At 36.4% G+C, this 24,707-nt stretch carries 37 protein-coding genes and 1 pseudogene; 2 read left to right on the top strand and 36 right to left on the bottom strand.

All coding sequences use genetic code 11. The features are described from left to right. Positions 1–66 precede the first annotated feature (66 nt). Positions 67–1,062 (top strand): helix-turn-helix domain-containing protein, encoded by a 996-nt coding sequence (locus tag ABXT44_RS07395; RefSeq protein ID WP_416686628.1) that lies wholly within the window; start codon positions 67–69, stop codon positions 1,060–1,062. On the opposite strand, the gene putA is transcribed toward ABXT44_RS07395, so the two are convergent. Further along, a complete protein-coding gene (gene putA / locus ABXT44_RS07400; RefSeq protein WP_416686630.1) occupies positions 1,059–4,694 on the bottom strand; it encodes a bifunctional proline dehydrogenase/L-glutamate gamma-semialdehyde dehydrogenase PutA in 3,636 nt (1,211 codons plus the stop codon). The genes ABXT44_RS07395 and putA overlap by 4 nt on opposite strands. Positions 4,695–4,838: 144 nt before the next feature. On the opposite strand from putA, the gene ABXT44_RS07405 reads away from it, so the two are divergent. Then, the gene (locus ABXT44_RS07405) at positions 4,839–5,294 is read left to right on the top strand and encodes an Lrp/AsnC family transcriptional regulator (protein ID WP_416686632.1); all 456 of its coding nucleotides are present in this window, start codon (positions 4,839–4,841) and stop codon (positions 5,292–5,294) included. A gap of 2 nt (positions 5,295–5,296) precedes the next feature. Here the strand turns inward: ABXT44_RS07405 and ABXT44_RS07410 are convergent, their stop codons facing one another. The 35 genes and pseudogenes from ABXT44_RS07410 to ABXT44_RS07580 form a co-directional block, all read right to left on the bottom strand. After that, positions 5,297–5,743, bottom strand: coding sequence for a GatB/YqeY domain-containing protein (locus tag ABXT44_RS07410; RefSeq protein WP_416686634.1), 447 nt, complete (start codon positions 5,741–5,743; stop codon positions 5,297–5,299). 32 nt (positions 5,744–5,775) lie between these two features. After that, positions 5,776–5,991, bottom strand: a complete 216-nt coding sequence (rpsU, locus tag ABXT44_RS07415; protein WP_416651608.1) for a 30S ribosomal protein S21 — start codon at positions 5,989–5,991, stop codon at positions 5,776–5,778. Positions 5,992–6,213: 222 nt separating this feature from the next. Continuing rightward, positions 6,214–6,594: pseudogene (rplQ, locus tag ABXT44_RS07420) on the bottom strand (50S ribosomal protein L17); the annotation flags it as partial. A 9-nt stretch (positions 6,595–6,603) separates the two neighbouring features. Further along, positions 6,604–7,584 (bottom strand): DNA-directed RNA polymerase subunit alpha, encoded by a 981-nt coding sequence (locus tag ABXT44_RS07425; RefSeq protein WP_271537418.1) that lies wholly within the window; start codon positions 7,582–7,584, stop codon positions 6,604–6,606. Positions 7,585–7,593: 9 nt separating this feature from the next. Then, complete coding sequence (gene rpsD / locus ABXT44_RS07430) at positions 7,594–8,220, bottom strand: 30S ribosomal protein S4 (RefSeq protein WP_271537420.1); 627 nt, start codon at positions 8,218–8,220, stop codon at positions 7,594–7,596. 9 nt (positions 8,221–8,229) lie between these two features. Continuing rightward, positions 8,230–8,616: a 30S ribosomal protein S11 gene (rpsK, locus tag ABXT44_RS07435; protein ID WP_416651612.1), complete on the bottom strand. Its 387-nt coding sequence runs from the start codon at positions 8,614–8,616 to the stop codon at positions 8,230–8,232. A gap of 17 nt (positions 8,617–8,633) precedes the next feature. Next, positions 8,634–8,987, bottom strand: a complete 354-nt coding sequence (rpsM, locus tag ABXT44_RS07440; RefSeq protein WP_271537422.1) for a 30S ribosomal protein S13 — start codon at positions 8,985–8,987, stop codon at positions 8,634–8,636. 113 nt (positions 8,988–9,100) lie between these two features. Further along, positions 9,101–9,214 (bottom strand): 50S ribosomal protein L36, encoded by a 114-nt coding sequence (gene rpmJ, locus ABXT44_RS07445; RefSeq protein ID WP_020026342.1) that lies wholly within the window; start codon positions 9,212–9,214, stop codon positions 9,101–9,103. Positions 9,215–9,223: 9 nt separating this feature from the next. Continuing rightward, entirely contained in the window at positions 9,224–10,504 is a 1,281-nt protein-coding gene (gene secY, locus ABXT44_RS07450; RefSeq protein ID WP_416686636.1) for a preprotein translocase subunit SecY, read from the bottom strand. A 4-nt stretch (positions 10,505–10,508) separates the two neighbouring features. After that, positions 10,509–10,943, bottom strand: a complete 435-nt coding sequence (rplO, locus tag ABXT44_RS07455; RefSeq protein WP_271537427.1) for a 50S ribosomal protein L15 — start codon at positions 10,941–10,943, stop codon at positions 10,509–10,511. A 3-nt stretch (positions 10,944–10,946) separates the two neighbouring features. After that, positions 10,947–11,252, bottom strand: coding sequence for a 50S ribosomal protein L30 (gene rpmD, locus ABXT44_RS07460; protein ID WP_416686638.1), 306 nt, complete (start codon positions 11,250–11,252; stop codon positions 10,947–10,949). Then, positions 11,252–11,770 (bottom strand): 30S ribosomal protein S5, encoded by a 519-nt coding sequence (rpsE, locus tag ABXT44_RS07465; protein WP_416686640.1) that lies wholly within the window; start codon positions 11,768–11,770, stop codon positions 11,252–11,254. Before rpsE ends, rpmD begins: the two co-directional genes overlap by 1 nt. Before the next feature lie 24 nt (positions 11,771–11,794). Further along, the gene (gene rplR, locus ABXT44_RS07470) at positions 11,795–12,142 is read right to left on the bottom strand and encodes a 50S ribosomal protein L18 (protein ID WP_271537433.1); all 348 of its coding nucleotides are present in this window, start codon (positions 12,140–12,142) and stop codon (positions 11,795–11,797) included. Positions 12,143–12,159: 17 nt separating this feature from the next. Continuing rightward, positions 12,160–12,705 carry a 50S ribosomal protein L6 gene (rplF, locus tag ABXT44_RS07475; RefSeq protein ID WP_416686642.1) on the bottom strand — a complete coding sequence of 182 codons (546 nt, stop codon included), beginning with the start codon at positions 12,703–12,705 and terminating at the stop codon, positions 12,160–12,162. 15 nt (positions 12,706–12,720) lie between these two features. Then, positions 12,721–13,119, bottom strand: a complete 399-nt coding sequence (rpsH, locus tag ABXT44_RS07480; protein WP_271537436.1) for a 30S ribosomal protein S8 — start codon at positions 13,117–13,119, stop codon at positions 12,721–12,723. A gap of 9 nt (positions 13,120–13,128) precedes the next feature. Further along, positions 13,129–13,434 (bottom strand): 30S ribosomal protein S14, encoded by a 306-nt coding sequence (gene rpsN / locus ABXT44_RS07485; RefSeq protein ID WP_271537438.1) that lies wholly within the window; start codon positions 13,432–13,434, stop codon positions 13,129–13,131. Then, entirely contained in the window at positions 13,427–13,978 is a 552-nt protein-coding gene (gene rplE / locus ABXT44_RS07490) for a 50S ribosomal protein L5 (protein ID WP_271537440.1), read from the bottom strand. The genes rpsN and rplE overlap by 8 nt, the downstream gene beginning before the upstream one ends. 23 nt (positions 13,979–14,001) lie before the next feature. Beyond that, on the bottom strand, positions 14,002–14,313 hold the full coding sequence (gene rplX, locus ABXT44_RS07495; protein ID WP_271537441.1) for a 50S ribosomal protein L24: 312 nt from the start codon (positions 14,311–14,313) through the stop codon (positions 14,002–14,004). After that, entirely contained in the window at positions 14,313–14,681 is a 369-nt protein-coding gene (rplN, locus tag ABXT44_RS07500; protein WP_271537442.1) for a 50S ribosomal protein L14, read from the bottom strand. Before rplN ends, rplX begins: the two co-directional genes overlap by 1 nt. 25 nt (positions 14,682–14,706) lie before the next feature. Next, on the bottom strand, positions 14,707–14,976 hold the full coding sequence (gene rpsQ, locus ABXT44_RS07505; RefSeq protein WP_271537443.1) for a 30S ribosomal protein S17: 270 nt from the start codon (positions 14,974–14,976) through the stop codon (positions 14,707–14,709). Continuing rightward, positions 14,973–15,161: a 50S ribosomal protein L29 gene (gene rpmC / locus ABXT44_RS07510; RefSeq protein ID WP_271537444.1), complete on the bottom strand. Its 189-nt coding sequence runs from the start codon at positions 15,159–15,161 to the stop codon at positions 14,973–14,975. Before rpmC ends, rpsQ begins: the two co-directional genes overlap by 4 nt. After that, the gene (rplP, locus tag ABXT44_RS07515; protein ID WP_271537445.1) at positions 15,161–15,571 is read right to left on the bottom strand and encodes a 50S ribosomal protein L16; all 411 of its coding nucleotides are present in this window, start codon (positions 15,569–15,571) and stop codon (positions 15,161–15,163) included. The genes rpmC and rplP overlap by 1 nt, the downstream gene beginning before the upstream one ends. Positions 15,572–15,583: 12 nt before the next feature. Then, positions 15,584–16,276 carry a 30S ribosomal protein S3 gene (gene rpsC / locus ABXT44_RS07520; RefSeq protein ID WP_271537448.1) on the bottom strand — a complete coding sequence of 231 codons (693 nt, stop codon included), beginning with the start codon at positions 16,274–16,276 and terminating at the stop codon, positions 15,584–15,586. A gap of 6 nt (positions 16,277–16,282) precedes the next feature. Next, positions 16,283–16,612: a 50S ribosomal protein L22 gene (gene rplV, locus ABXT44_RS07525; protein WP_271537475.1), complete on the bottom strand. Its 330-nt coding sequence runs from the start codon at positions 16,610–16,612 to the stop codon at positions 16,283–16,285. Positions 16,613–16,630: 18 nt separating this feature from the next. Further along, positions 16,631–16,900: a 30S ribosomal protein S19 gene (gene rpsS / locus ABXT44_RS07530; RefSeq protein WP_271537450.1), complete on the bottom strand. Its 270-nt coding sequence runs from the start codon at positions 16,898–16,900 to the stop codon at positions 16,631–16,633. 9 nt (positions 16,901–16,909) lie between these two features. Continuing rightward, positions 16,910–17,734: a 50S ribosomal protein L2 gene (gene rplB / locus ABXT44_RS07535; RefSeq protein WP_271537451.1), complete on the bottom strand. Its 825-nt coding sequence runs from the start codon at positions 17,732–17,734 to the stop codon at positions 16,910–16,912. Positions 17,735–17,744: 10 nt separating this feature from the next. Next, positions 17,745–18,035, bottom strand: coding sequence for a 50S ribosomal protein L23 (gene rplW, locus ABXT44_RS07540; protein WP_416686645.1), 291 nt, complete (start codon positions 18,033–18,035; stop codon positions 17,745–17,747). Further along, positions 18,032–18,646 carry a 50S ribosomal protein L4 gene (gene rplD / locus ABXT44_RS07545; RefSeq protein WP_271537455.1) on the bottom strand — a complete coding sequence of 205 codons (615 nt, stop codon included), beginning with the start codon at positions 18,644–18,646 and terminating at the stop codon, positions 18,032–18,034. Before rplD ends, rplW begins: the two co-directional genes overlap by 4 nt. Before the next feature lie 25 nt (positions 18,647–18,671). After that, complete coding sequence (rplC, locus tag ABXT44_RS07550; RefSeq protein WP_416686647.1) at positions 18,672–19,493, bottom strand: 50S ribosomal protein L3; 822 nt, start codon at positions 19,491–19,493, stop codon at positions 18,672–18,674. 22 nt (positions 19,494–19,515) lie between these two features. After that, on the bottom strand, positions 19,516–19,827 hold the full coding sequence (rpsJ, locus tag ABXT44_RS07555) for a 30S ribosomal protein S10 (protein ID WP_271537458.1): 312 nt from the start codon (positions 19,825–19,827) through the stop codon (positions 19,516–19,518). A 79-nt stretch (positions 19,828–19,906) separates the two neighbouring features. After that, on the bottom strand, positions 19,907–21,097 hold the full coding sequence (tuf, locus tag ABXT44_RS07560; RefSeq protein WP_416686450.1) for an elongation factor Tu: 1,191 nt from the start codon (positions 21,095–21,097) through the stop codon (positions 19,907–19,909). 13 nt (positions 21,098–21,110) lie between these two features. After that, positions 21,111–23,213 (bottom strand): elongation factor G, encoded by a 2,103-nt coding sequence (gene fusA, locus ABXT44_RS07565; protein ID WP_416686649.1) that lies wholly within the window; start codon positions 23,211–23,213, stop codon positions 21,111–21,113. Between the two features lie 15 nt (positions 23,214–23,228). Continuing rightward, entirely contained in the window at positions 23,229–23,696 is a 468-nt protein-coding gene (rpsG, locus tag ABXT44_RS07570; protein ID WP_271537464.1) for a 30S ribosomal protein S7, read from the bottom strand. 20 nt (positions 23,697–23,716) lie between these two features. Further along, positions 23,717–24,091: a 30S ribosomal protein S12 gene (rpsL, locus tag ABXT44_RS07575; RefSeq protein ID WP_271537465.1), complete on the bottom strand. Its 375-nt coding sequence runs from the start codon at positions 24,089–24,091 to the stop codon at positions 23,717–23,719. Between the two features lie 100 nt (positions 24,092–24,191). Continuing rightward, entirely contained in the window at positions 24,192–24,665 is a 474-nt protein-coding gene (locus tag ABXT44_RS07580) for a low molecular weight protein-tyrosine-phosphatase (protein ID WP_416686651.1), read from the bottom strand. Positions 24,666–24,707 lie beyond the last annotated feature (42 nt).

Here is a 24,707-nt window from a genome sequence, read left to right on the forward strand (position 1 = left end):
AATAAAATATTAACATTTTATTTTCTAAGGATTGTGATTTTTATCTTAACTTTATGTTGAATTAGTATGAATACAAATAGTGCAGTTTGGCGATCAATTCTAAGATTACAACAAATTTACCCAGAAAAAGTAAATGAAATTTGTAATGGGATTGGGTTATCAAAAAATATGCTATTAAATCCAAACTTATCACTACCAATTGATATTTTTTTAAACTTTTTTATCGAGGCTGAATCAGTTTTTAATGATGAGCTAATCTCAATAAATTATGCTCGATTAGCTCAAATAAGGCCTAACTATGCTGAAGCCTTTGGATTAATGTTTGTTTATTCTAGACACTTAAAAGAGGGCTTTAAGCTATTGCAAACTTATATAAATATTGAATTAGAAGGTATTAATTTTGTAATTAGGGAAGATCTCAATGAAGTTAAAGTGCTATTTATTGCAAACGCAAAGATTCAGCATTCATCTGTTTATGAGAATCTATGCCTTTCAATACTTGCTGCCTTTATTAGGTCTAAAAGATTCCCAATTAAATGCATTAATACAAAAACTCATACCTCTGGAGGAGCCATAAAAGAAAAATCAGTTTTTAGTTGCCCAATTAACTCTCAAAGTGCTGAAACATCAATTGTAATTAGCAAAAAAAATTATTTAAAAAAGAATACTCTCTCAAACACGAAGCTTGTTGATTACTTAAAGTCAATTGCGCAAGAAAAAATTGATAAAAAGGTTAGTAAGGTTAATCTTGTTGAAAATATTGAAGTACTGATGAATAATTATGTAAATTATTATAGTAATATCAATATTCAAGAAATTTCAGATCAGCTTGGTGTCAGCACTATCCAGCTTCGCTATCAATTATCAAAAGAAAACACAACGTTTCGAAAGGTTCTAAATAACTTCAAGCTCAAAAAAGCCAAAAATATGCTTCAAAAAGGTCTTTCGGTTAAAGTAATTTCATATCAACTTGGCTACTCAGATCCCTCTTCATTTATTCGTTGGTTTATTGGCCAGACTAAATTAACGCCAACAACATTTAAAACAACTAATAGAGATTAAAGCGCTAAGAGATTGGCATTACCGCCAGATGCCGTTGTATCTTCTGTAATGACACGCTCATTAACTAATTGCCATGTCTCGTAAAGAGAACTCATAACTGGGGTAATCGCTGAGCGCTGATTAATTATTAACTTTTCCACTGACATCAAATTACCAAAAAATAATATTACTTTATACGATTCACTTTTCATCAACTTCAGGCTTGGCCCGTTAACCAATCTAAATATACTCTCTTTACCAAAGCCAAGCGTAATCAGAGAGTTATATTCATCTTCTTTAATAAGACTAACAACGCTATTTCCTAATACAAGAGCTAGTAAAGTCTGCTTAAGTGCATCAATAGCTGTTGGACCAAGGCATAATGCTGTTCCTTTTGGTTTATATCTAATACTATTTGATTCACCAGTTGGCCCAGGCAAGGAAATCTTAGTTGCGTATTTAGCTATTTCATCATGCAGAAAGTCAAAGAAATCACTTTCAATGAATGAAAATTGGTTTTTCATTTTAGTTATCAAATCTTCATTTATTAGAATGCTTGGCAAAATCAAATTATTAACTTGTGCATTCCCATAAAGTTTAAGTTCATGATCGGTTGTCTTAGTTGAGGCTATACTCTGGCTGTATCCATGAAGTGAACTTGGCCCTCCTGCTTTAGGGCCAGTTCCCGATAAGCCCTCACCTCCAAAAGGTTGAGATCCAACAACAGCACCAATTTGATTTCGATTCACATAGATATTCCCAGCATTAACTCTGGACGTAATTTCCTCAACTTGCTTGTCAATTCTGGAATGTATACCAAACGTTAATCCAAAGCCTTTTGCATTTAATTGATCAATCATAGATTCCAACTCATCACTTTTGTATGAAATAACATGAAGGATTGGACCAAAAAACTCTTCATTGATTTCATCAATTGATTTAAGATTAATAATTGTTGGAGTTACATAATAGCCAGTCTTAAGATCACATTGAATATCTTTAATTATTTGATTTCTTTTTCTAGATTTTTCAATATAGCTTTGAAGTTTTACTTGTGCTTCACGATTTATAACTGGACCGCAATCGGTAGAGAGGTGTTTAGGATTTCCAATACGGAGCTCCTTCATTGCGCCCTGAATCATCTTTAGGGTTTCATCAAAGCACTCTTCCTGAATCATTAGTACCCTAAGTGCAGAACAACGTTGCCCTGCACTTTTAAATGCTCCATCAATGACATCTCTTGTTACCTGTTCGCATAAAGCGGTTGAGTCTACTACCATTGCATTTAGGCCGCCAGTTTCAGCAATAACTCTTGCCCCTGGATTTCCATTTTTAATTAGGTTGTGTTTGATTTGTTTTGCTACAGCTGATGAGCCTGTAAAGGCTACACCAGAAATTATTGAACTGCTAGTTAGGTAAGAGCCAACATCTGAACCCTTTCCTAAGCAAAGCTGAAATACTCCTAAAGGAATTCCGGCCTCAATTAATAACTCACTTGCTCTATAGGCTATTAAAGAGGTACTCTCAGCAGGCTTAGCAATTACAACATTTCCAGCAGCAAGCGCAGCAGCGACCTGGCCTGTAAAAATTGCCAAAGGAAAGTTCCACGGGCTAATACAAACAAAAACTCCCATGGCTTGTCTTTCATTAGGAATTATATTATGTGCTAAGTTGGAATAATAGCGTAAAAAATCAACCGCCTCTCTAACCTCATCAATGGCATCTTGATAAGTCTTTCCAGCCTCTCGCATTGCAAGGGCCATCAATTCAAATTGGTTTTCTTCATAGAGTTCAGCGGCTCTATTTAAACTCTCAAGAATTCTGTCTGGGTCATGAGAATTTAAATTAAATGCATTTTGTGCAGTTATTAAGCAGCGATCTAACTGTGATTGATTTGCATATAGCAAACTCCCCAAAATATCAGAAGTATCAGATGGATTTTTTACTTCTTCTTGATTAGAGTCCTCTAGGGCTATCCCAGAAATCATTGATTTTGCTTGCCACTTTTTCTTTAACCAAGGCTCTTGAGATTGAAATAGTAAATCAACTTCATTCTGCTCAGTCAGCATAATACTTGATGAGTTTTGACGGATATTTTTAAAAATGTCTTTTGGAAGTGGGATTTTTGAATGAGAGTTATTAGTATCTTTTTCAACTTCAGAAAAAACATCTACTGCTAAGCTTTCTGGCTTAATATTCTCATCAAATAAATGATTAATAAAGGAACTATTAGCTCCATTCTCTAATAATCGCCTCATTAGATAAGCCAACAACTCCTTATGACTTCCAATTGGCGCGTATACCCTTGAAAGGACATTATATTTATTTTTTATATGGATATGAAGAGACTCGCCCATACCATGAAGTCTTTGTACCTCAAATCCAACATTATCTCCAGCAATTTCGCAAACGCTGACTAATGAATGTGCATTATGACTAGCGAATTGGGGGTAGATAAAATTCCTCATCAAGAGTAGTTTTTGAGCGCATACTAAGAATGAATAGTCAGTATTTATTTTTTTTGTAAAAACTGGATAATCAACTTCTCCCATAACTTGGGCTTTCTTAATTTCACTATCCCAATATGCCCCTTTGACTAGCCTTACCATTATCTTTAAATCATATTTTTTGCAGCTTTGGTGAAGCCAATCAATTACATATGGTGAACGCTTTTGATAAGCCTGAACTACCACTCCAAATCCTTGCCATGAGGTATTTGAAATCGAATCCATAATTCGATCAATAACGTCCAATGAGAGGTCTAAGCGCTCAGCCTCTTCGGCGTCAATATTAATTCCTATATTATATTTTTGAGCAATATTTACGAGCTCAATTATCCGAGGTAGTAATTCAGAGAGAACTCTCTCTCTGTGCATAAAATCATATTTAGGATGAAGTGCAGAAAGTTTTACCGATATTCCATCAGCCTCAAGTACATTTTTTGATTGCCTATGCTTTCCAATTTCTATTAATGCATTCTTGTAAGATAAAAAATACTTGTCAGCATCTGCCATAGTCCAAGCAGCTTCTCCAAGCATGTCAAATGAATACAAACCATTTTTAGCCTTACTTGATTTAATTGCAGTTTTAATATTTTCAGCATAGACAAACTGCTTAGCAAAAAATTGCATCACATTGTTTGCACTAAACCGTATACCGGGCCTAGATAGAATCTCTAACGCTTTTTTTATTCTATTTTTAATCTCTTTATTACTTCCATGTGCAATCATCCTATCTGCAATACTAAGAGCAATAGTTGCAATGTTAACCATAGAGGATTTACTGCCACCAATATGCCTGGTCCATCCCTTTCTAGCAACTTTATCAATAAATAATTTATCCCTTGTTTTGTTATCTGGAACTCGAAGAAAAGCCTCAACTAGAGTCATTAATGAAAGCCCTTCATCACTTGTTAAATTATATTCAGAGATAAACAATGACAATAAGTCTGGTTGATTTGAAGCTCTTAAATCTTTGATAAGATTCGAAGTTTTTTTCTGAAAATCTGCTCTTTGATATGCATTTGTTGTTTCAGATAGCTTAAGTTGATCTAGGGCCTCTGCCTCTGACATTACTCTTGCATCTCTCATTTTTTTTCGAGAAGATGTGTAATCTATGTCAAATACTTTAGAAGTGTATTGATCCTGCATCATATAAGAAATATTTTAAATAATAAAACAATTTTAATTTATATTAAATAGTCATAATAACTATAATTTTTTAATAAACATATAATTAGACTTATATATTAAAAATTAAATTATAATATATCTATTATTTTAAATTAAATAGTTATTATGCCTACTCTTGATAGTTTCGATCATAAGATTCTTAAGCTCCTTCAAAGTGATGGTCGAATGACTGTTACTGAATTGTCTAATCAAATTGGGTTATCTAAAACCCCTTGTTTAAATCGTATTAAAAAATTAGAGACGTCAGGATATATCAAAGGCTATAAGGCTATTATTGATCATGAGTTAGTTGAGAATAATCATATTGCATTTGTTCAAATTAAGATGAATGATACAAAAACTGCCGCACTAAATTCATTCAATAGAGCAATTAAAGATATAACAGAAGTAGAACAATGTCATATGATTGCATCAAATTTCGATTACTTATTGAAAGTCAGAACGCAAAATATGGAGAGTTATCGAAAGGTCTTAGGTGAAAAAATTTCATCGCTACCAAATGTTCAGCATAGCTCAACCTTTGTCGTTATGGAAGAAATAGTAACCAGTATGTATAACTAAAACTAGCTTAGTTTGGCTTTAATTAATTGAGAAACAACGCCCATATCTGCTTTACCATCAAGCTGGCCTTTAAGAACGCCCATTAGCTTACCCATATCTTTCATAGAGTCAGCTCCAGTTTCAGAAATAGCTTTAATAACTGCAGCCTCAACCTCATCTTTACTTAGCTGCTTTGGCATGTAGTTATTTATAATTAAAAGCTCTGCTTCTTCAATATCAACCAAGTCAGTTCTTCCAGCATCTGAAAATTGTGATATAGAATCTTTACGTTGCTTGACCATTTTTTGAATAACAGACAAAGCCTGCCCATCAGTCAATTCGATGCGCTCATCTATTTCTTTTTGTTTGATTGCCCCTAGAATCATACGAATTGCTTTAAGGGCTTCTTTGTCTTTAGCCTTCATTGCTAACTTCATATCGTTAGTAATGAGTTGTTTTAGCTGTGACATATTTTGATTTACTTTTGCACTATAAATAGTGATTAGTACATACGTTTACGGTGAATACGATTTTTTGACATTTCTTTATGAGTTCTTTTAACTGCAGCAGCTTTTTTACGCTTATTAACCCACGTAGGCTTCTCAAAATACTCTTTTTTCCTAACATCTGTAATAACACCCGCTCTATCACAAAGACGTCTGAAACGACGAAGTGCAATATCAAATGGTTCGTTCTCTCTTACTTTAATTGCTGGCATATGGTAATTCCTTTATGATTCTTTTTTTGACGCTTTAGCTTTAGTTTCTTTTTTAGGTGCAGCAGCTTTAGTTTCTTTTTTAGATGCAGCAGCTTTAGTTTCTTTTTTAGGTGCAGCAGCTTTAGATTCTTTTTTAGGTGCAGCAGCTTTAGATTCTTTTTTAGGTGCAGCAGCTTTAGTTTCTTTTTTAGGTGCAGCAGCTTTAGTTTCTTTTTTAGGTGCCTCAATAATAACCTCTTCTTGACCTTCAAAATCAACTAATTGAACTAATGCCATTGGAGCTTTATCACCTGTACGAAAACCTGCTTTTAAAATACGTATATATCCACCAGGACGATCTTGATAAAAAGGTCCCAATTGCGTAAACAACTTAGCAACCATTGCATCATCTCTTAGTTTAGAGAAAATATGACGACGATTAGCAACGCTATCCGCCTTAGCTCTTGTAATTAAAGGCTCGATAACGCGTCTTAATTCTTTCGCTTTAGGAAGTGTTGTTTTAATTGTTTCATGCAGAATTAATGAATTAGCCATATTCTTAAACATGGCTTTTCTATGCGATGAATTTCTATTTAATTGTCTACCTGACTTTCTGTGTCTCATTATTTATCCTTATTCACTCATTAAGTCAACTGGTGGCCAGTTTTCAATTTCTGTACCAAGCTCTAGATTTTTCTCTGTCAAAACTTCTTTAATTTCATTAAGTGACTTACGCCCCAAGTTTGGAGTTCTAAGTAAGTCTTGCTCTGATTTTTGAATCAAGTCACCAATATAATAGATTTGTTCAGCTTTCAAACAGTTTGCAGAGCGAACTGTTAATTCAAGCTCATCGACAGCTGATAAATACATTGGAGGAAAGTCATCTGAAGTTGGTTGTGGCTCCTCTTCGATTACTGGCTCTAACTCAACAAATGAGGATAATTGATCTTGAAGAATTGTAGCAGCTCTCTTAACAGCATCTTCAGCATTAACTGAACCATTAGTTTCAATAACAATATTTAGTTTATCTAGATTAACTTTTTGTTCAACTCTTGCAGATTCAACAGTAAAGCTTACTCTTTTTATAGGAGAGAAACTTGCATCTAACTGAATGCTTCCAATTGTCTCAGAATCAACTGATCTAGCAACAGCAACGTCATAACCGATACCAGTATTAATAACAACAGTCATTCTAATTTTTCCACCTTCATTCACTGTAGCTATTACTTTCTCAGGATTAAATACAGAAACATCTGTACCATTTGCTTCAATGTCCGCAACTGTAAGCTCACATGGACCTTGTTTTTCAATAATAACTGTAGCGCTATCACTTGAATTTAGGCCAATAGAAGCCTCTTTAAGATTGAGAAGTATATCTAGAACGTCTTCTTGAACACCTTCAATAGTTGAAAATTCATGCATTACACCATCAATCGCTACTTCTGTGATTGCAGAACCAACCATAGAAGATAATAACGTTCTTCTAATTGAATTTCCTAAAGTATGTCCAAAACCTCTTTCAAAAGGCTCTAGAACAACGCGATATTCGTTTTTAGACAACTCAACTGAATCTACTAGTTTTGGTTTTAGAAAATCTCTTGCACTTCCTTGCATATTTAATTCCTATTTAGAATACAATTCAACGATTAATTGCTCTGAAATATCTGAAGATAATTCATCGCGAGCAGGGACATTTTTAAAAACACCTTTTAATGCTTTATTATCAACATCCAACCACTCTGATAATCCACTTTGACCAGAAATTTCAAGTGCTAGTTGAATTCGGCTTTGTTTTTTTGCTTTTTCTCGAACAGAGATTTCATCATTTGCACTTACTTGAAAAGAAGGTATATTAACCAGCTTGCCATTTACTACAATTGACTTATGAGACACTAATTGTCTTGCTTCGGCACGCGTTGAAGCGAAACCCATTCTATAGACAACATTATCAAGACGACACTCAAGAAGTGATAGTAAATTTTCACCAGTTGGCCCTTTTTTTGCACTAGCTTTTTTATAATAAAGACTAAATTGCTTTTCTAATACACCATAAATACGTCTAACTTTTTGCTTTTCACGGAGCTGCAATCCATACTCACTTCCTTTTTGACGACGGGCATTTGCTCCGTGAACACCAGGAAGTTGTGTTAATTTACATTTGGAATCGATAGATCTAATTCCACTCTTAAGCTCTAAGTCCACACCTTCACGGCGTGCTAATTTACATGTAGGACCTGTATATCTTGCCATAATTTATCCTTATACTCTACGTTTCTTAGAAGGACGACAACCATTATGAGGTATAGGCGTCACATCTGTTATTGATTGAATTTTTAAACCTTGTGCATTCAAGCCTCTGATTGCAGAATCACGTCCTGGGCCTGGGCCTTTAACTCGAACCTCTACATTTTTCATTCCAAAAGCTTGAGCCTTTTCACCACAATTACCTGCTGCAACTTGAGCTGCAAAAGGCGTTGATTTTCTTGAGCCTCTAAATCCTGCTCCACCTGAAGTTGCCCAGCATAAAGTGTTCCCATGACGATCTGTAATCATCACAATAGTATTATTAAAAGTTGCATGAATATGTGCAATACCGTCAGAGACGATCTTCTTAGATTTTTTCTTAACTGTTTGCTCTTTTGCCATAATAACTTATGCCTTAATTATTTAATTAAACGACGCGGACCCTTGCGAGTTCTAGCGTTTGTTTTTGTTCTTTGACCACGTAACGGTAATCCCTTTCTGTGACGTATACCACGGTAGCAACCTAAATCTCTTAGGCGTTTTATGTTCATTGCAACATCACGCCTCAAATCACCTTCAACTTCAAATTGAGAAACAGCTCCACGAATTGCTTCTAGTTGATCTTCAGTTAGTGCAGACACCTTAGTGCTTTGCTCTAATTTAAGTGTTTTACAAATTAGTTTTGATCTAGTTTCTCCAATACCAAAAATTGATTGTAAACCAATTACAATATGTTTATTTGTTGGAATATTTATGCCTGCAATACGTGCCATATAATCTACCTATGCCTCTAAAAATTTTATTTTTGAATGGATAATTCCATTCAAAATTTTATAGTTGAAAAATCGTGCAATTTTACTTTGTAAATGAACGCCTGTCAATGTCATCAACCTTGTCTCTGCTTATGGCGAGGCTCTTTACATATGACACGAATTACTCCATGTCTTTTAATAATTTTGCAATCTTTACAAATTTTTTTAACTGATGCTCTTACTTTCATAACTTACCCTTACTTTAAATTTGCTTTGCGCATTAAGCCTTCATACTGATTGGACATCATATGAGACTGCGCTTGTGCTATAAAATCCATTACTACAACAACGATAATTAAAAGACTAGTTCCACCAAAGTAGAACGGAACGTTCCAATACAAAATTAAAAACTCTGGAAGTAGGCATACTGCTGTTATGTAAATAGCACCTACTGCTGTTAGTCTTGAAGTTACTGCGTCTATATAGTCTGCCGAATGCTGTCCAGGTCTAATGCCTGGTATAAATCCACCTGATTTCCTTAAATTATCTGCTGTATCTTTCGCGTTGAAAGTAAGAGCTGTATAGAAAAAGGTAAAGAAGATAATGGCAGCACCATAAAAAATTATGTAGAGAGGCTGGCCTGGTGAAATGCTTGAAGTAATATCTGCTAACCATCCCATTCCCTCAGATTGAGAAAACCATCCACCTAAAGTTGCTGGAAATAAAATAATACTTGAGGCAAAAATAGGCGGAATAACACCTGCCATATTAATCTTGAGTGGTAAATAGGATGTCTGACCACCAACCATTTTTCTTCCCTGTTGTCTTTTAGCATAATTAACAGCAATTCGTCTTTGTCCTCTTTCCATGAAAACAACAAAAGCCATTACAAGAACTACCATTACCAACATAAGTACGACAACAAATACACTTAACTCTCCCGTACCAACCATACTAAGAGTATTACCAAATGAAGCTGGCAAGCCTGCAACAATACCTGCAAAGATTATCATTGAAATTCCATTACCAATTCCTTTCTCACTAATCTGTTCACCAAGCCACATCAAAAATAAAGTACCAGTAGTTAATGTAACTACTGTTACAAAACTAAAGGTTAGGCCAGGATTTGTAACTAACGCTACGCCTCCACCTGACTGAGACTGAAGTGCAATTGACACTCCATATGATTGAAATACCGCTAAAAATACTGTACCCATTCTAGTATATTGAGTAATTGTTCTTCTTCCTCTATCACCTTCTTTTTTAAGTTGCTCAAACTTCGGAACAACTGATGTCATCAGGTTCATAATAATTGAAGATGAAATGTAAGGCATGATTCCAAGCGTAAAGATTGATAAGCGTTCTAAGGCTCCACCTGAAAACATATTCATCATTCCTAGAATACCAGTTCTGTTATCTTCCACAAGTGAAGCTAACGCAGTCTGTGATATAAATGGAATCACAATATGCGTTCCAAGTCTGAAAACGATTAAAGCACCAACTAAGTATAGGATGCGTTTTAATAGATCGTCACTCATATCCTTACTCGCTTATGGTTCCTTTAGCAGCCTCAATAGCTGCTTTAGCACCCTTAGTTGGCTTAATTCCAACTAGGTTAATAGCGCGATTGATTTCACCTGAAAGCATAACCTTGACTCTTAATATATTTTTAGTAACTAGGTTGTGCTTCTTAAGAACATCAATATTGATATCAGTTTCAGTTAACTTATCAAGCTGAGATAGTGTTACCTGAGATGTTATTATAGAAACCCTTGACGAGAAACCAACCTTAGGCAATCTTCTTTGAAGTGGCATCTGACCACCTTCAAAACCAACCTTCGAAAATCCACCAGATCGAGATTTTTGACCTTTATGACCTCTTCCAGCTGTCTTACCCATTCCAGAACCAATGCCTCTTCCGACACGCTTCCTGCTAGTTTTTTCACCTATTGCAGGCTTCAAAGTATTTAAATTCATTATTTAACCCTCTACTTTTAATAAGTAAGACACTTTATTAATCATGCCTCTTACTTCTGGTGTGTCCTCAAGAATAACCGTATGGTTAATTCTTTTTAATCCTAAACCAGTTACTGTCGCACGATGCTTAGGAAGGCGGCCATAAAAACTTTTAATTAATGTCACACTTACCGTTGACTTTGTAGACACAGCTTTTTTAGTAGGTACTTTTTTAGTTTCAACTACTTTAGAAGTTGCAACCTTAGCAACTACTTTTTTAGGAGTTGACTTCTTAGGAGCTGCTTTTGTTTCTACTTTTTTCTCAGCCATCACACTTCTCCAGTAATTTGTTCAACCGTTTTACCTCGCTTTGCAGCGACTATTTGTGGCGATGACATTTGAGTTAAGCCTTCAACAGTAGCTCTAACAACACTAATTGGGTTACGAGTACCATTACACTTTGCCAAAATATTATGAACTCCAACTGCCTCTAAAACACTTCGCATGGGTCCACCAGCAATTACGCCTGTTCCTTCAGAGGCAGGCTGCATATATACTTTAGCAGCTCCAACAGATGATGTAATAGAGTAGTGCAATGTTCCATTTACTAATGGGACAGGCTTCATAGCTCTTTTAGCTTTATCCATTGCTTTTTGAATAGCTAAAGGAACTTCACGAGCTTTTCCAGTTCCATATCCAACTTTTCCATTTCCATCACCAACAACTACTAGAGCAGAGAAACCAAAAATTCTACCACCTTTGACAACTTTAACTACGCGTCGAATATTAACCAGCTTTTCGATGAATTCACTTTCTTCTTTATAATTATTTCTTTTATTATCAGCCATTCTTTAAACCTTAAGTTTACTTAATTAAAAATCTAATCCACCTTCTCTTGCCGCTTCAGCAAGGGCTTTTACTCGTCCGTGATACTTAAATCCTGAACGATCAAATGCGACCTTAGAAACTTTAGCTTTTTTAGCAGCCTTTGCTATCAAATCTCCCACCTTTGAAGCGGCTTCAACATTTCCACCATTCTTCATTTTCAAAGATATGCTTGATGCAGAAGCTAACGTTTTCGTCCCACAACCACTAATGATCTGAGCATATATATGCTGAGAAGATTTGAATACACATAAACGCTCTACATCTCTTTCAGCATGTTTAGCTCTAAATTTTGTTGCTCTTCTTAAGCGAGCATCTTTTTTTGATAATTTCATTTAACTACCTTAATCAATTATTTTTTCTTAGCAGCTTTACGAACAACCTGCTCATCTGTATAACGAACGCCTTTACCTTTATATGGCTCTGGAGGACGAAATGCTCTAATTTCTGCTGCAGCTTGACCAACTTTCTGCTTATCAATACCTTTAACAATAACCTCTGTCTGCGAAGGAGTTTCAACAGAAATACCTTCAGGCAAATTATAGTTAACTGGGTGAGAAAAACCCAAAGTTAAGTTTAATACTTTACCTTGCGCTTTAGCACGATAACCAACTCCAATTAGTGTTAGCTTCTTCTCCCAGCCTTCGGTAACGCCTTTAATTAAATTTGCTGTATTTGCTCTTACTGTTCCAGCCTGAGCCCATGCGCTTTTTTGTTCTTTCTTACTAACTGCATTTGGCTCAAAGGTTAATACATTATCATGATTAGAAACAAGGACTGCTGAATTAACATGCATTGTCATTTCACCAAGTTTTCCTTTGACCGAAATTAATCCTTCAGCTTGCGAAATATTTACGCCTTCAGGGATTGTAATTGGTGCTTTTGCAATTCTAGACATTCTTAATCTCCAATATTATGAAACACTGCACAAGACTTCACCACCAATATTTTGGGCTTTGGCAGCTTGACCTGTCATTACTCCTTTTGGTGTTGAGACAATGACAATACCTAAACCATTCATAATTCTTGGCATCTCGTCTTTGCTCGCATAATGTCTTAAGCTAGGCTTAGAAATTCTGTTTAAGGTTTCAATAACTGGTTGGTCATCAAAATATTTTAATTTTATTACTAACGTTTTGTTAGCAGCTTTATCACCTTCAATAGCAAAAGAAGTGATATAACCTTCGTCTTGCATAACACTGGCAATCGCCGACTTCAAATTTGAAGCTGGGATACTTACTTGATCTTTATTAACTGCTTGTGCATTCCTAATTCTAGTCAACATATCAGCTATTGGGTCAGACATACTCATATTAAACTCCTACCAGCTTGCTTTAGATAATCCAGGGACTTCACCATTCATAGTGCGCTCTCTGAGTTGGGATTTGGCCAAGCCAAATTTACGATAAAACCCATGAGGACGACCTGAAAGACCACATCGGTTACGTTGACGTACAGGTGAAGCGTCTCTTGGGAGTGATTGTAATTTAATCACCGCCTGAAAACGGTCTTCATCAGAGGTATGAATACTCTTAATAATTTTTTTAAGTTCAAGACGTCTCTCCTTAAACTTTTCGACCAATTTTGATCGCTTCACATCTCTGTGAATCATAGACTTTTTAGCCATTATTTTCTCCTTTAAATGGAAAATTAAACATCGCCAATAGTTTCTTAGCATCTTCATCATTTTTTGCATTAGTAGTGATAGCAATATCCATACCGCGCACTTTTGTTACTTTATCAAATTCAATTTCTGGGAACACAATCTGTTCAGTAATACCCATGTTGTAGTTTCCGCGACCATCAAACGATTTATCATTAAGTCCGCGAAAATCTCTAATACGAGGTATTGCAACATTCACTAAACGGTCTAAGAATTCATACATTCTTTCTTTTCTCAAGGTAACTTTACACCCAATAGCATTTCCTTCTCTAAGTTTAAAGCTTGCTACTGACTTTCTTGCTAAACAAGTCATTGGCTTTTGTGAAGAAATTAGTCCTAACTCCTCAAGAGCACTTTCTAGTATTTTTTTATCTCCCAATGCACTGCCTAATCCCATATTTATTGTTATTTTTTCAATCTTAGGGACTGACATTGTATTAGTGACACCTAATTCTTCCTTTAATTTAGGAAGAATTTCATTTTTGTATTGTTCTTGTAATCTAGACACTTGTCACCTATTTATTTGTTATATCAAAGTACGGATTCGCCGCTCGATTTATAAAATCTTTCTTTCACACCTTTATCATCTGTTCTAATACCTATACGATCTGCTTTTTTTGAAGTTGGGTTGTAAATTGCAACATTAGAAATACTTAATGGCATTTCCTTTTCTTCAATACCACCCTGAATACCTTCCTGAGGATTAGCACGAACATGTTTCTTAGCTAGATTTAAACCTTCTACAATAACTTTTACTCCAAGGATATTTTTTACAGATCCAATTGAGCCCTTATCCTTTCCTGCAATAACTATCACTTCATCATTTTTTTTAATTTTCATCATTACAGAACCTCTGGTGCAAGTGAAACAATTTTCATAAACTGTGCGTTTCTTAATTCACGAGTCACAGGTCCAAAAATACGTGTACCAATTGGCTCTAATTTTGGATTCAGCAACACTACAGCATTATTATCAAAGCGAATTCTAGAGCCATCACTTCGGCGAACACCTTGAGCAGTTCTAACAACTACTGCATCATATACATCACCTTTCTTAACTTTACCTCGAGGAGATGCCTCTTTGATACTAACCTTAATAACATCACCAATATTGGCATAACGGCGCTTTGAACCGCCTAAAACTTTAATACACATAGCCTTAACCCCACCACTATTGTCAGCTATATGTAATCTTGTTTGCATTTGAATCATATTCTTCTCTCTAAAATGCTACTAGTTAATCAATATTTACAGATTTTTCAACAACTTCTACCAAAGCCCAATTCTTTGTTTTTGAGAAAGGCTTTGATTCAGAAACTCTTACTACATCACCAAGACCACATTCATTCTTCTCATCATGTGCATGAACTTTTGTGCTACGTTTAATATATTTTTTATAAATTGGATGGCGCACTTTGCGCTCAACTAAAACAGCAATTGTTTTATCACGGCTATTACTAACAACCTTGCCTGTTAATATTCTTTCTACTGAATTAGTTTCACTCATGACTTCTTCTCATTAATTATTGTTTTAATTTGGGCAATTGCTTTCTTTGTTTTACTAAGCTTTGATAAATCACTTAACTGAGAAGTGCTCTGCTGCATACGCAATTCAAAGTGCTCCTTAAGCAATGTTATAAGCTGATCATTTAACTGAGACTCGTCTTGATCTCTTAATTCTTTAACATCCATTACATTATTGTCCGTTTAATTACTGTTGTTTTGACAGGAAGCTTTGCAGCTGCAAGCTCAAAAGCTTCTCTAGCAACAACTTCATCTACACCCTGCATTTCAAATAACATCTGTCCAGGTTTAATTAACGCAACCCAATATTCAACACTACCTTTACCTTTTCCCATACGAACTTCAAGGGGTTTTTTAGTAATTGGTTTATCAGGAAATACACGAATCCAAATTTTTCCTTGGCGCTTAACATGTCTGGTCATTGCACGACGTGCTGCTTCAATTTGCCTAGCAGTCATTCGACACCTTCCAGTTGCTTGAAGGCCAATATCACCAAAGCTTACATTGTGGCCAGCAGCTAAACCGCGGTTGCGGTTTTTCATCATTTTTCTAAATTTTGTACGTTTAGGTTGCAACATTTCTTAATTCCTTTACTTCTTTACTGTTTGTTTTCCAGCACCACGCTTTGAAACTTCTTCAATAGTGCCTTTATTATGATCTAGAATTTCACCTTTGAAAATCCATACTTTAATGCCAATAACTCCATACTGAGTATTCGCCCTATAACTGCTATAGTCAACGTCAGCTCTAAATGTATGTAATGGAACACGTCCTTCGCGATACCACTCAGATCGAGCTATTTCAGCTCCATTTAATCGACCACTTACCATTATCTTAATTCCTAGTGCGCCCAATCTTGTAGCGTTACCTAAAACTCTCTTTACTGCGCGTCTATACATCACTCGCTTTTCAAGTTGTTGTGCAATATTTTCAGCAACTAAACGAGCATCTAATTCTGGTTGCTTCACTTCTTCAATACTTATATGGACAGGAACGCCCATCATTTTTGAAACCAAGTTCTTCAACTTCTCAATATCAGCACCTTTTTTACCAATTACAATTCCAGGTCTAGCTGTATGAATAATAACTTTAGCAGTGTTTGACAATCTTTCAATACTTATGCGACTTACAGATGCGGTAGTTAATTCTTTGAATAAGAAGTCTCTTACTGCAATGTCAGACAACAAATATTCGGAATAATTTTTACTACTGGCGTACCACTTTGAATGCCAATCTTTAACAATTCCTAATCTTATGCCTACTGGATTTACTTTTTGACCCATAATTTTTTACTCGCTTACGCCAACACTAATGTGGCTTGATCGTTTAAGAATACGATTCGCTCTACCTTTTGCTCTTGGGCGAATACGTTTCATTGTAGAACCTTCATTTACGAAAATACTACTTACCTTTAGTTCATCTACATCTAATCCATCATTATGCTCAGCATTAGAAATCGCCGAACTTAGAACTTTTTTTACAAGTACCGCAGCTTTTTTATTGCTAAATGTCAAAATACTCAAAGCCTCTTCCACCGGCTTATTGCGAATTTGATCAGCAATTAATCTAACTTTAAAAGGTGAGATTTTTGCGTATTTATGAATTGCTTTAACTTCTATCATTATGTCACCTTATGCTTACGATTTACGGTCACCGGAGTGACTCTTGAATGTTCTTGTTACGGCAAACTCGCCTAATTTATGACCAATCATATTTTCGTTTATTGAAACTGGAACATGATTACGACCATTATGTATAGCTATTGTCAGCCCAATCATTTCAGGAACAATAACTGATCGACGCGACCAAGTCTTAATTGGTTTTCTATCATTATTATCTTGAGCCTTCAATACTTTCTTAATTAAATGCTCATCTACAAATGGACCTTTTCTAAGTGATCTTGCCATAATTTCCCTTTAATTCCTTCGACGTACGATAAGCTTATCAGTACGTTTATTGCTACGTGTTTTGTATCCTTTAGTAGGAGTACCCCAAGGAGAAACTGGATGTCTACCACCACTAGTTTTTCCTTCACCACCACCATGTGGGTGATCAACTGGATTCATTACTACACCACGAACTGTTGGTCTAACACCTCTCCAACGAGTGGCTCCAGCTTTTCCTAATTTTCTTAAGCTATGCTCTGACTTTGAAACTTCACCAAGTGTCGCACGGCATTCAGCTAAAACTTTTCTTACTTCACCAGACCGAAGTCTAAGAGTGACATAGTTACCTTCTTTGGCAACTAGCTGGACTGATGTACCAGCACTTCGTGCAATTTGAGCTCCTTTTTGTGGCTTAAGCTCAACACAATGTATAACACTACCAAGTGGTATATTACTCAAAGGTAAAGTATTTCCTTTTTGTATTGCAACTGAATTTCCAGAAACAACCTGATCACCTGCATTAACACCCTTAGGTGCAATAATGTAACGTCTTTCACCATCAGCATACAAGACAAGAGCAATGTTTGCACTTCTATTTGGATCGTATTCAATTCTTTCAACTGTTGCAGTAATATCATCCTTATTACGCTTGAAGTCAATAATACGATATCTTTGTTTATGGCCTCCACCTCTATGCCTAACAGTAATTTTTCCACGGTTATTACGACCATTTATTCTATTCTTACTTTCTGTTAAAGCTGCAAAAGGCTTACCTTTGTGCAAATCTTTATCAACTACACTGACAACATGTCTTCTGCCAGGTGAGGTTGGTTTTCTTTTTATAACTATTGCCATAATAAATTCTCTATGAGGCAGTTGCGTCAATCATCTGACCTTCAGACACTTTAACGACTGCTTTTTTCCAATTAACACGCTGTCCAGCTTTACCTTTGTAAATCTTTCTCTTGCCTTTTACATTTGAAGTAGTAACACCTTCAACAGTAACTCCAAATAACTCTTCAACTGCAGCCTTCACTTCTCTCTTATTACTATCAGGTCTAACCTTAAAGACGTACTGGTTATTAGCAGATGCTAAAGTAGATTTTTCAGAAACAATTGGCCCAAGTAGGACGCTTAATATTTTTTCTTTATTCATAACATTGCCTCAACTTTTTTTAATGCGGCTTTTGTCATAACTACATTGTCATAACCAATTAAGCTTACTGGGTCTATACTTTGAGTATCGCAAACACCAACATGGTATAAATTCCTTGAAGACAAGTACAAGTTCTCATCTAGCTCATCTGTCATTAACAAAGCATCCTTAAGGTTTAAGGATTTCATTAGTGACGTAACATTTTTTGTTTTTGGTTCAGTAATTTCAAGATCTGAAACTATCTTTAAGCGATCATTACGAAGTAGCTCTGAAAATATAACGCTAATTGCACCTTTGTACATTTTTTTATTAACTTTTTGAGAATAGTTACGAGGCTGAGCAGCAAAAGTTACTCCACCACTTCTCCAAATAGGTCCACGTGAAGTACCTGCTCTAGCACGCCCTGTACCTTTCTGCTTCCAAGGCTTCTTACCACCACCACTGACTGCAGCGCGATTTTTTTGTGCTTTAGTGCCACTTCTACCACCTGCCATATAAGCAGTTGTTATTTGATGAACTAATGATTCATTATAGTTCCGACCAAAAATATCATCTGAAACTTCTTGAGAAGTAGATTTGTTCGTTTTTAAATTTAATACTTTTACTTTCATCGTTAGACCTTTAAATAACTATTTATTAAGCTTCAGTTTCTTTATCTTGATTTTGTTCTATATCTGTTGCAACATCTTCAACTACAGGAGCCTCAACTACTGCTTCCACTGATGCCTCAACTAACGTTTCTTCAACTTCTTCAACTGGAGCCACTTGTTGTTCAGATAGCTGCTTACTTATCTCAGAATTAATTTTATTCTTTTTATCTGACAAAAATACTCTTACAAAGCCATTTTTAGAACCTGGAATAGCACCTTTAACTAACAACAAATTACGCTCACTATCAACTCTAAGTATCTCCAGACATTCTTCTGTCACTTGAGCATTACCCATTTGACCAGCCATTTTTTTACCTTTGAATACGCGACCTGGATCTTGACATTGTCCTGTAGAACCAATCGCACGGTGAGAAACTGAGTTTCCATGAGTTGCATCTTGCATACTAAAGTTATGGCGCTTTACGCCACCTTGAAATCCTTTACCTTTTGACTTTCCTGTTACATTCACGTAATGTCCAGCGCCAAAATATGAAACATCAAGATTAGGCATATCAGAAACTTCATTTTCACTAACTCTCATTTCCCAAAGTCCAAGGCCAATTTCTTGAGAAGCTTTTGCATAATGACCTTTTAACGAGCTAGAAACACGACGAATTTTTGCGTCACCCTTCTTATTAGTCTTTTTGCCAGTCGTGACTTGAATTGCATTGTAACCATCGGTATCGACAGACTTGCTCTGCACTACTCGATTAGGCTCTATCTTAATGACGCTAACGGAAGATGCTGAACCATCGTTAGCCATCAAACGCGTCATTCCTAATTTTTTTCCTACTAATGCAATTGCCATTTTAATAATCCTTTCTGTTCTATTAGTTAAGTTGGATTTTCACATCAACACCAGCAGCAAGATCTAATTTCATCAATGCGTCTACTGTTTTGTCTGTTGGACTAATTACATCCATCAACCTAACATAAGTTTTAAGTTGGTACTGATCTCTAGCATCTTTGTTTACATGCGGAGAAGACAACACAGTAAAACGTTCTGTCTTGGTAGGTAAAGGGATTGGACCCCTTACACTAGCACCAGTTCGTTTTGCTGTTTCTACAATCTCTACGGCTGATTTGTCGATTAATCGATGATCAAATGCCTTTAATTTAATTCTAATATTTTGATTGCTCATTTGCCTATTTACCTTATCTAACTTGTGATACGAAAAAACCGTCGATTATACAAGATATCGACGGCCCTTATTCAACTAATCAGCTCGTAATTTTCGAGACGACTCCAGCACCTACTGTGCGTCCACCTTCTCTAATTGCAAATCTTAATCCTTCTTCCATTGCAATCGGAGCTAGTAACTCAATTGTCATCTTCACATTGTCACCTGGCATAACCATTTCAACGCCTTTTGGCAGTTCGCATGCACCAGTAACGTCTGTTGTTCTGAAGTAGAACTGTGGACGATAATTGTTAAAGAATGGAGTATGACGTCCACCTTCTTCTTTACTTAAAACATAAATCTCTGCTTCAAACTTAGTGTGCGGGTTAATCGTACCTTTCTTAGCCAGTACTTGACCACGTTCAACGTCTTCACGCTTCGTTCCGCGAAGAAGAACACCAACGTTATCACCTGCTTCACCTGAGTCAAGCAATTTTCTAAACATTTCAACACCTGTACAAGTAGTCAGCTGCGTGTCTTTAATACCAACGATTTCGATTTCATCACCAACATTAACAACACCACGTTCGATACGACCGGTTACAACCGTTCCACGACCTGAGATTGAGAACACGTCCTCAATTGGCATTAGGAATGATTTATCCGTGTCACGAACTGGAGTTGGGATGTACGTATCTAATGCTTCAACTAGCTTCATAATAGAAGGTACACCAATATCAGATGTGTCGCCTTCTAATGCTTTTAAAGCTGAACCAAAGATCACTGGAGTGTCATCACCTGGGAATTCGTACTCTGTTAAGAGTTCACGGATTTCCATTTCAACAAGCTCTACTAATTCTTCATCATCAACCATATCGGCTTTGTTCATATAAACAACGATGTAAGGAACACCAACTTGACGAGACAATAGAATGTGCTCACGCGTTTGAGCCATTGGTCCATCAGTTGCAGCAATTACAATAATTGCGCCGTCCATTTGCGCAGCACCTGTAATCATGTTCTTAACGTAGTCGGCGTGTCCCGGACAATCAACGTGAGCGTAGTGACGAGCCGCTGACTCATACTCTACGTGCGCTGTTGAGATCGTGATACCACGCTCTCTTTCTTCAGGAGCATTATCAATATTTGCATAATCCTTAAATTCACCACCGTTCATTTCAGCCATAACCTTAGTAAGGGCTGCAGTTAAGGTAGTTTTTCCATGGTCAACGTGACCAATTGTTCCCACATTTACGTGTGGTTTGGTTCTTTCAAATTTCTCTTTTGCCATTTCTAATCCCCTATTAAGTATTTAATTTTTCAATAACATCTTCAGCAACATTTCTTGGAGCTGCAGTATATTTAGCAAATTCCATAGAGTAATTTGCACGCCCTTGTGACATTGAACGAAGATCCGTTGCATATCCAAACATTTCTGCTAAAGGAACAGCAGCCTTTATTTGTTTGCCAGCTGGAGTGTCATCCATAGCACTTACAATACCTCTTCTACGATTTAAATCACCCATAACATCACCCATGTAATCTTCAGGTGTTGATACTTCAACATTCATCATTGGCTCTAGCAATTGAGGATTAGCAAGTTTAACGCCCTCTCTAACACACATAGAGGCTGCAATTTTAAATGCCATTTCGTTAGAATCTACATCATGATAAGAACCATCATAAACAGTAACTTTAACATCAACTAATGGAAATCCAGCAATAACGCCGTTTTGCATTTGTTCTTGAACACCCTTATTAACTGCAGGAACATATTCCTTAGGAATAACGCCACCTTTAATTTCGTCAACGAATTCATAGCCCGCACCAGGCTCCTGTGGCTCAATTCTTAGATAGACATGACCATACTGACCACGACCACCAGATTGTTTGGCAAATTTATGTTCGTGCTCAACAAGTTTTGTAATTGTTTCACGGTACGCTACTTGAGGGGCACCAACATTACACCCAACATCAAATTCACGCATCATTCGATCAACAATAATATCTAAGTGAAGCTCGCCCATACCTGCAATAATTGTTTGTCCAGACTCTTCGTCTGTAGAAACCCTAAAAGAAGGGTCTTCATTTGCTAGCTTTCCTAAAGCAATACCCATCTTTTCTTGGTCAACTTTAGTTTTAGGCTCAACTGCAACAGCAATTACTGGCTCAGGAAATTCCATTCTTTCAAGAATAATTTTATCTTTCATGTCACATAGTGTGTCACCAGTCGTAACATCTTTTAGGCCAATAGCTGCAGCAATATCTCCAGCTCTTACCTCTTTAATTTCTTCACGATCGTTGGAGTGCATTTGAACAATTCGGCCGATACGCTCTTTCTTACCTTTAGATGAGTTATATACAAAATCACCTGACTTCAAAACACCAGAGTAAACCCTAAAGAAAGTTAGGTTACCAACAAAAGGGTCTGTCGCAATTTTAAAAGCTAGAGCTGCAAAAGGCTCATCATCTGTAGGAGGCCTTACTCCTTCTGATTCAGCAGCATCATCTAATATTCCAGTAATAGCATCCACTTCTTCTGGAGAAGGCATATACATTACCATAGCGTCTAGAACAGCCTGGACCCCTTTATTTTTAAACGCTGTACCACAGAACATTGGAATAATTTGATTTGCAATGGTTTGAAGACGGATACCTTCTTTAATTTCATCAGGATTCAATTCACCGTCATCAAGGTACTTCTCCATAAGTACTTCGTTAGCCTCTGCTGCAGATTCCATCATGAATTCACGTTTCTCATCTGCAAGATCTTGCAAATTAGCAGGGATATCTTTCACTTCATATGTTGCGCCTTGATCTTCTTCATTCCAATAAATGGCCTTCATACGGATAAGATCAACTACGCCTTCAAAGGCATCTTCTGCACCAATAGCAATTTGCATCGGAACAGGGTTAGCACCTAATCTTGTTTTAATTTGGTCGCATACACGTAAAAAATCCGCGCCTGCTCGGTCCATCTTGTTAACAAAGCCAATTCTAGGAACGTTATATTTATTTGCTTGTCTCCAAACTGTTTCAGATTGAGGCTCTACGCCGCCCACAGCACAAAAAACGGCGCAAGCGCCGTCTAATACTTTTAATGACCTTTCAACTTCAATCGTGAAATCAACGTGGCCTGGGGTATCAATAATATTAATTCGGTGATCTTCAAACTGACCATCCATTCCCTTCCAGAAACAAGTAGTTGCAGCTGAAGTAATTGTAATACCTCGCTCTTGCTCTTGCTCCATCCAGTCCATTGTTGCACTTCCATCATGGACTTCACCAATTTTGTGAGTACGTCCTGTATATAGAAGTATGCGTTCAGTAGTCGTCGTCTTTCCAGCATCAATATGTGCCATAATACCAACGTTACGATAACGATTAATTGGAGTAATTCTTGCCATGATTGAGTCCTTAAATTACCAGCGAAAATGAGCAAATGCTTTATTAGCATCCGCCATTCTATGAGTGTCTTCTTTTTTCTTAAATGCAGTACCACGGTTTTGAACTGCATCTAGCACTTCGCCTGCCAACCTAAGCTTCATTCCTTTTTCACCACGCTTTCTTGATGCTTCGATAATCCAACGCATCGCCAAAGCAACTTTCCGATCTGATCTTACTTCAACTGGAACCTGATATGTAGAACCTCCAACACGACGAGATTTGATTTCAACTGCTGGACCAATATTTTCAAGAGCTTTTTTAAATGTTTCAACTGGCTCCGCGTTTCCTTTGGATTCAATTGTATCTAGTGCATCATAGACAATCTTTTCAGCGACTGATTTTTTACCATCTAGCATTAAAATATTTACAAACTTAGCTAGAACAAGATCATGATACTTAGGATCTGGCAATATTAATCTTTTTGGGGCGGCTCTTCTTCTCATATTAGTTTTCTCTTAATAAATTATGTTTTTGGTTTTTTGGTACCGTATTTTGATCTGCCTTGCATTCTTCCATCTACACCAGTTGTATCTAATGCTCCACGAACAGTGTGGTAACGTACACCAGGTAAATCTTTAACACGACCACCACGAATAAGAATCACCGAGTGTTCTTGTAAGTTATGTCCTTCACCACCAATATAAGTTGTAACTTCAGCAGAATTAGTTAATCTGACACGAGCAACTTTTCTTAAAGCAGAGTTAGGTTTCTTTGGTGTTGTTGTATAAACTCGAGTGCATACCCCACGTTTTTGTGGGCAACTGTCCAACGCTGGGACACCAGTTTTAACAATCTTCTTACTTCTTGGCTTTCTTACCAATTGGTTAATCGTTGACATAAAGGTTTATACTCCAATGTATATTTAATTTTTCGCCCACATAGCGGGGTCAATAAAGCGGGCAATTATACTTTGGTGCTGACTTGAATGTCAATGAATATTAGTCTTTTTTTACTATACTTTCAAAAAATGATGTGCAAGCTGAGTAAAGCATCTCAAAGACTTCATCAAACTTTCCCTCATAATAGGGGTCAGGAACACTAGCACCATAATGTTCTTTGGAATAATTTAACATTAATTCAATCTTTGAATGACTTTCAGAAGGTTGGATTGATTTCAATCTTTCGAGATTGTCAGAATCCATGGCAATAATGTAGTCATAATAATAAAAATCACTCTCATGAACGTGCCTCGCTCTCTGACTTGACAAATCAACACCATGATTGATAGCGGCTTGTTGAGACCTTTGATCAGGTGAATTACCTATATGGTATGCGTGAGTCCCAGCTGAATCTATTTCAAAATGTTGAGATTTACTATTTTTTTCAACAATTGATTGAAAAGCACCTTCCGCTGTTGGAGAGCGACAAATATTACCCATACAAACAAACAGAACTTTGTTTTTTAATTCCACTGAAATAGCTCGGATAATATAAATGCTAAAAGTTTTCCCATC

The organism is Candidatus Pseudothioglobus sp. Uisw_041, assembly GCF_048087625.1.
GTDB lineage: Bacteria > Pseudomonadota > Gammaproteobacteria > PS1 > Pseudothioglobaceae > Pseudothioglobus.

Coding starts and splice junctions, on each gene's coding strand:
- ABXT44_RS07395 (WP_416686628.1), top strand. CDS start 67: ATGAATACAAATAGTGCAGTTTGGCGATCAATTCTAAGATTACAACAA.
- putA (WP_416686630.1), bottom strand. CDS start 4,694: ATGATGCAGGATCAATACACTTCTAAAGTATTTGACATAGATTACACA.
- ABXT44_RS07405 (WP_416686632.1), top strand. CDS start 4,839: ATGCCTACTCTTGATAGTTTCGATCATAAGATTCTTAAGCTCCTTCAA.
- ABXT44_RS07410 (WP_416686634.1), bottom strand. CDS start 5,743: ATGTCACAGCTAAAACAACTCATTACTAACGATATGAAGTTAGCAATG.
- rpsU (WP_416651608.1), bottom strand. CDS start 5,991: ATGCCAGCAATTAAAGTAAGAGAGAACGAACCATTTGATATTGCACTT.
- ABXT44_RS07425 (WP_271537418.1), bottom strand. CDS start 7,584: ATGCAAGGAAGTGCAAGAGATTTTCTAAAACCAAAACTAGTAGATTCA.
- rpsD (WP_271537420.1), bottom strand. CDS start 8,220: ATGGCAAGATATACAGGTCCTACATGTAAATTAGCACGCCGTGAAGGT.
- rpsK (WP_416651612.1), bottom strand. CDS start 8,616: ATGGCAAAAGAGCAAACAGTTAAGAAAAAATCTAAGAAGATCGTCTCT.
- rpsM (WP_271537422.1), bottom strand. CDS start 8,987: ATGGCACGTATTGCAGGCATAAATATTCCAACAAATAAACATATTGTA.
- rpmJ (WP_020026342.1), bottom strand. CDS start 9,214: ATGAAAGTAAGAGCATCAGTTAAAAAAATTTGTAAAGATTGCAAAATT.
- secY (WP_416686636.1), bottom strand. CDS start 10,504: ATGAGTGACGATCTATTAAAACGCATCCTATACTTAGTTGGTGCTTTA.
- rplO (WP_271537427.1), bottom strand. CDS start 10,943: ATGAATTTAAATACTTTGAAGCCTGCAATAGGTGAAAAAACTAGCAGG.
- rpmD (WP_416686638.1), bottom strand. CDS start 11,252: ATGGCTGAGAAAAAAGTAGAAACAAAAGCAGCTCCTAAGAAGTCAACT.
- rpsE (WP_416686640.1), bottom strand. CDS start 11,770: ATGGCTGATAATAAAAGAAATAATTATAAAGAAGAAAGTGAATTCATC.
- rplR (WP_271537433.1), bottom strand. CDS start 12,142: ATGAAATTATCAAAAAAAGATGCTCGCTTAAGAAGAGCAACAAAATTT.
- rplF (WP_416686642.1), bottom strand. CDS start 12,705: ATGTCTAGAATTGCAAAAGCACCAATTACAATCCCTGAAGGCGTAAAT.
- rpsH (WP_271537436.1), bottom strand. CDS start 13,119: ATGAGTATGTCTGACCCAATAGCTGATATGTTGACTAGAATTAGGAAT.
- rpsN (WP_271537438.1), bottom strand. CDS start 13,434: ATGGCTAAAAAGTCTATGATTCACAGAGATGTGAAGCGATCAAAATTG.
- rplX (WP_271537441.1), bottom strand. CDS start 14,313: ATGATGAAAATTAAAAAAAATGATGAAGTGATAGTTATTGCAGGAAAG.
- rplN (WP_271537442.1), bottom strand. CDS start 14,681: ATGATTCAAATGCAAACAAGATTACATATAGCTGACAATAGTGGTGGG.
- rpsQ (WP_271537443.1), bottom strand. CDS start 14,976: ATGAGTGAAACTAATTCAGTAGAAAGAATATTAACAGGCAAGGTTGTT.
- rpmC (WP_271537444.1), bottom strand. CDS start 15,161: ATGGATGTTAAAGAATTAAGAGATCAAGACGAGTCTCAGTTAAATGAT.
- rplP (WP_271537445.1), bottom strand. CDS start 15,571: ATGTTGCAACCTAAACGTACAAAATTTAGAAAAATGATGAAAAACCGC.
- rpsC (WP_271537448.1), bottom strand. CDS start 16,276: ATGGGTCAAAAAGTAAATCCAGTAGGCATAAGATTAGGAATTGTTAAA.
- rpsS (WP_271537450.1), bottom strand. CDS start 16,900: ATGGCAAGATCACTTAGAAAAGGTCCATTTGTAGATGAGCATTTAATT.
- rplB (WP_271537451.1), bottom strand. CDS start 17,734: ATGGCAATAGTTATAAAAAGAAAACCAACCTCACCTGGCAGAAGACAT.
- rplW (WP_416686645.1), bottom strand. CDS start 18,035: ATGAATAAAGAAAAAATATTAAGCGTCCTACTTGGGCCAATTGTTTCT.
- rplD (WP_271537455.1), bottom strand. CDS start 18,646: ATGAAAGTAAAAGTATTAAATTTAAAAACGAACAAATCTACTTCTCAA.
- rplC (WP_416686647.1), bottom strand. CDS start 19,493: ATGGCAATTGCATTAGTAGGAAAAAAATTAGGAATGACGCGTTTGATG.
- rpsJ (WP_271537458.1), bottom strand. CDS start 19,827: ATGAGCAATCAAAATATTAGAATTAAATTAAAGGCATTTGATCATCGA.
- tuf (WP_416686450.1), bottom strand. CDS start 21,097: ATGGCAAAAGAGAAATTTGAAAGAACCAAACCACACGTAAATGTGGGA.
- fusA (WP_416686649.1), bottom strand. CDS start 23,213: ATGGCAAGAATTACTCCAATTAATCGTTATCGTAACGTTGGTATTATG.
- rpsG (WP_271537464.1), bottom strand. CDS start 23,696: ATGAGAAGAAGAGCCGCCCCAAAAAGATTAATATTGCCAGATCCTAAG.
- rpsL (WP_271537465.1), bottom strand. CDS start 24,091: ATGTCAACGATTAACCAATTGGTAAGAAAGCCAAGAAGTAAGAAGATT.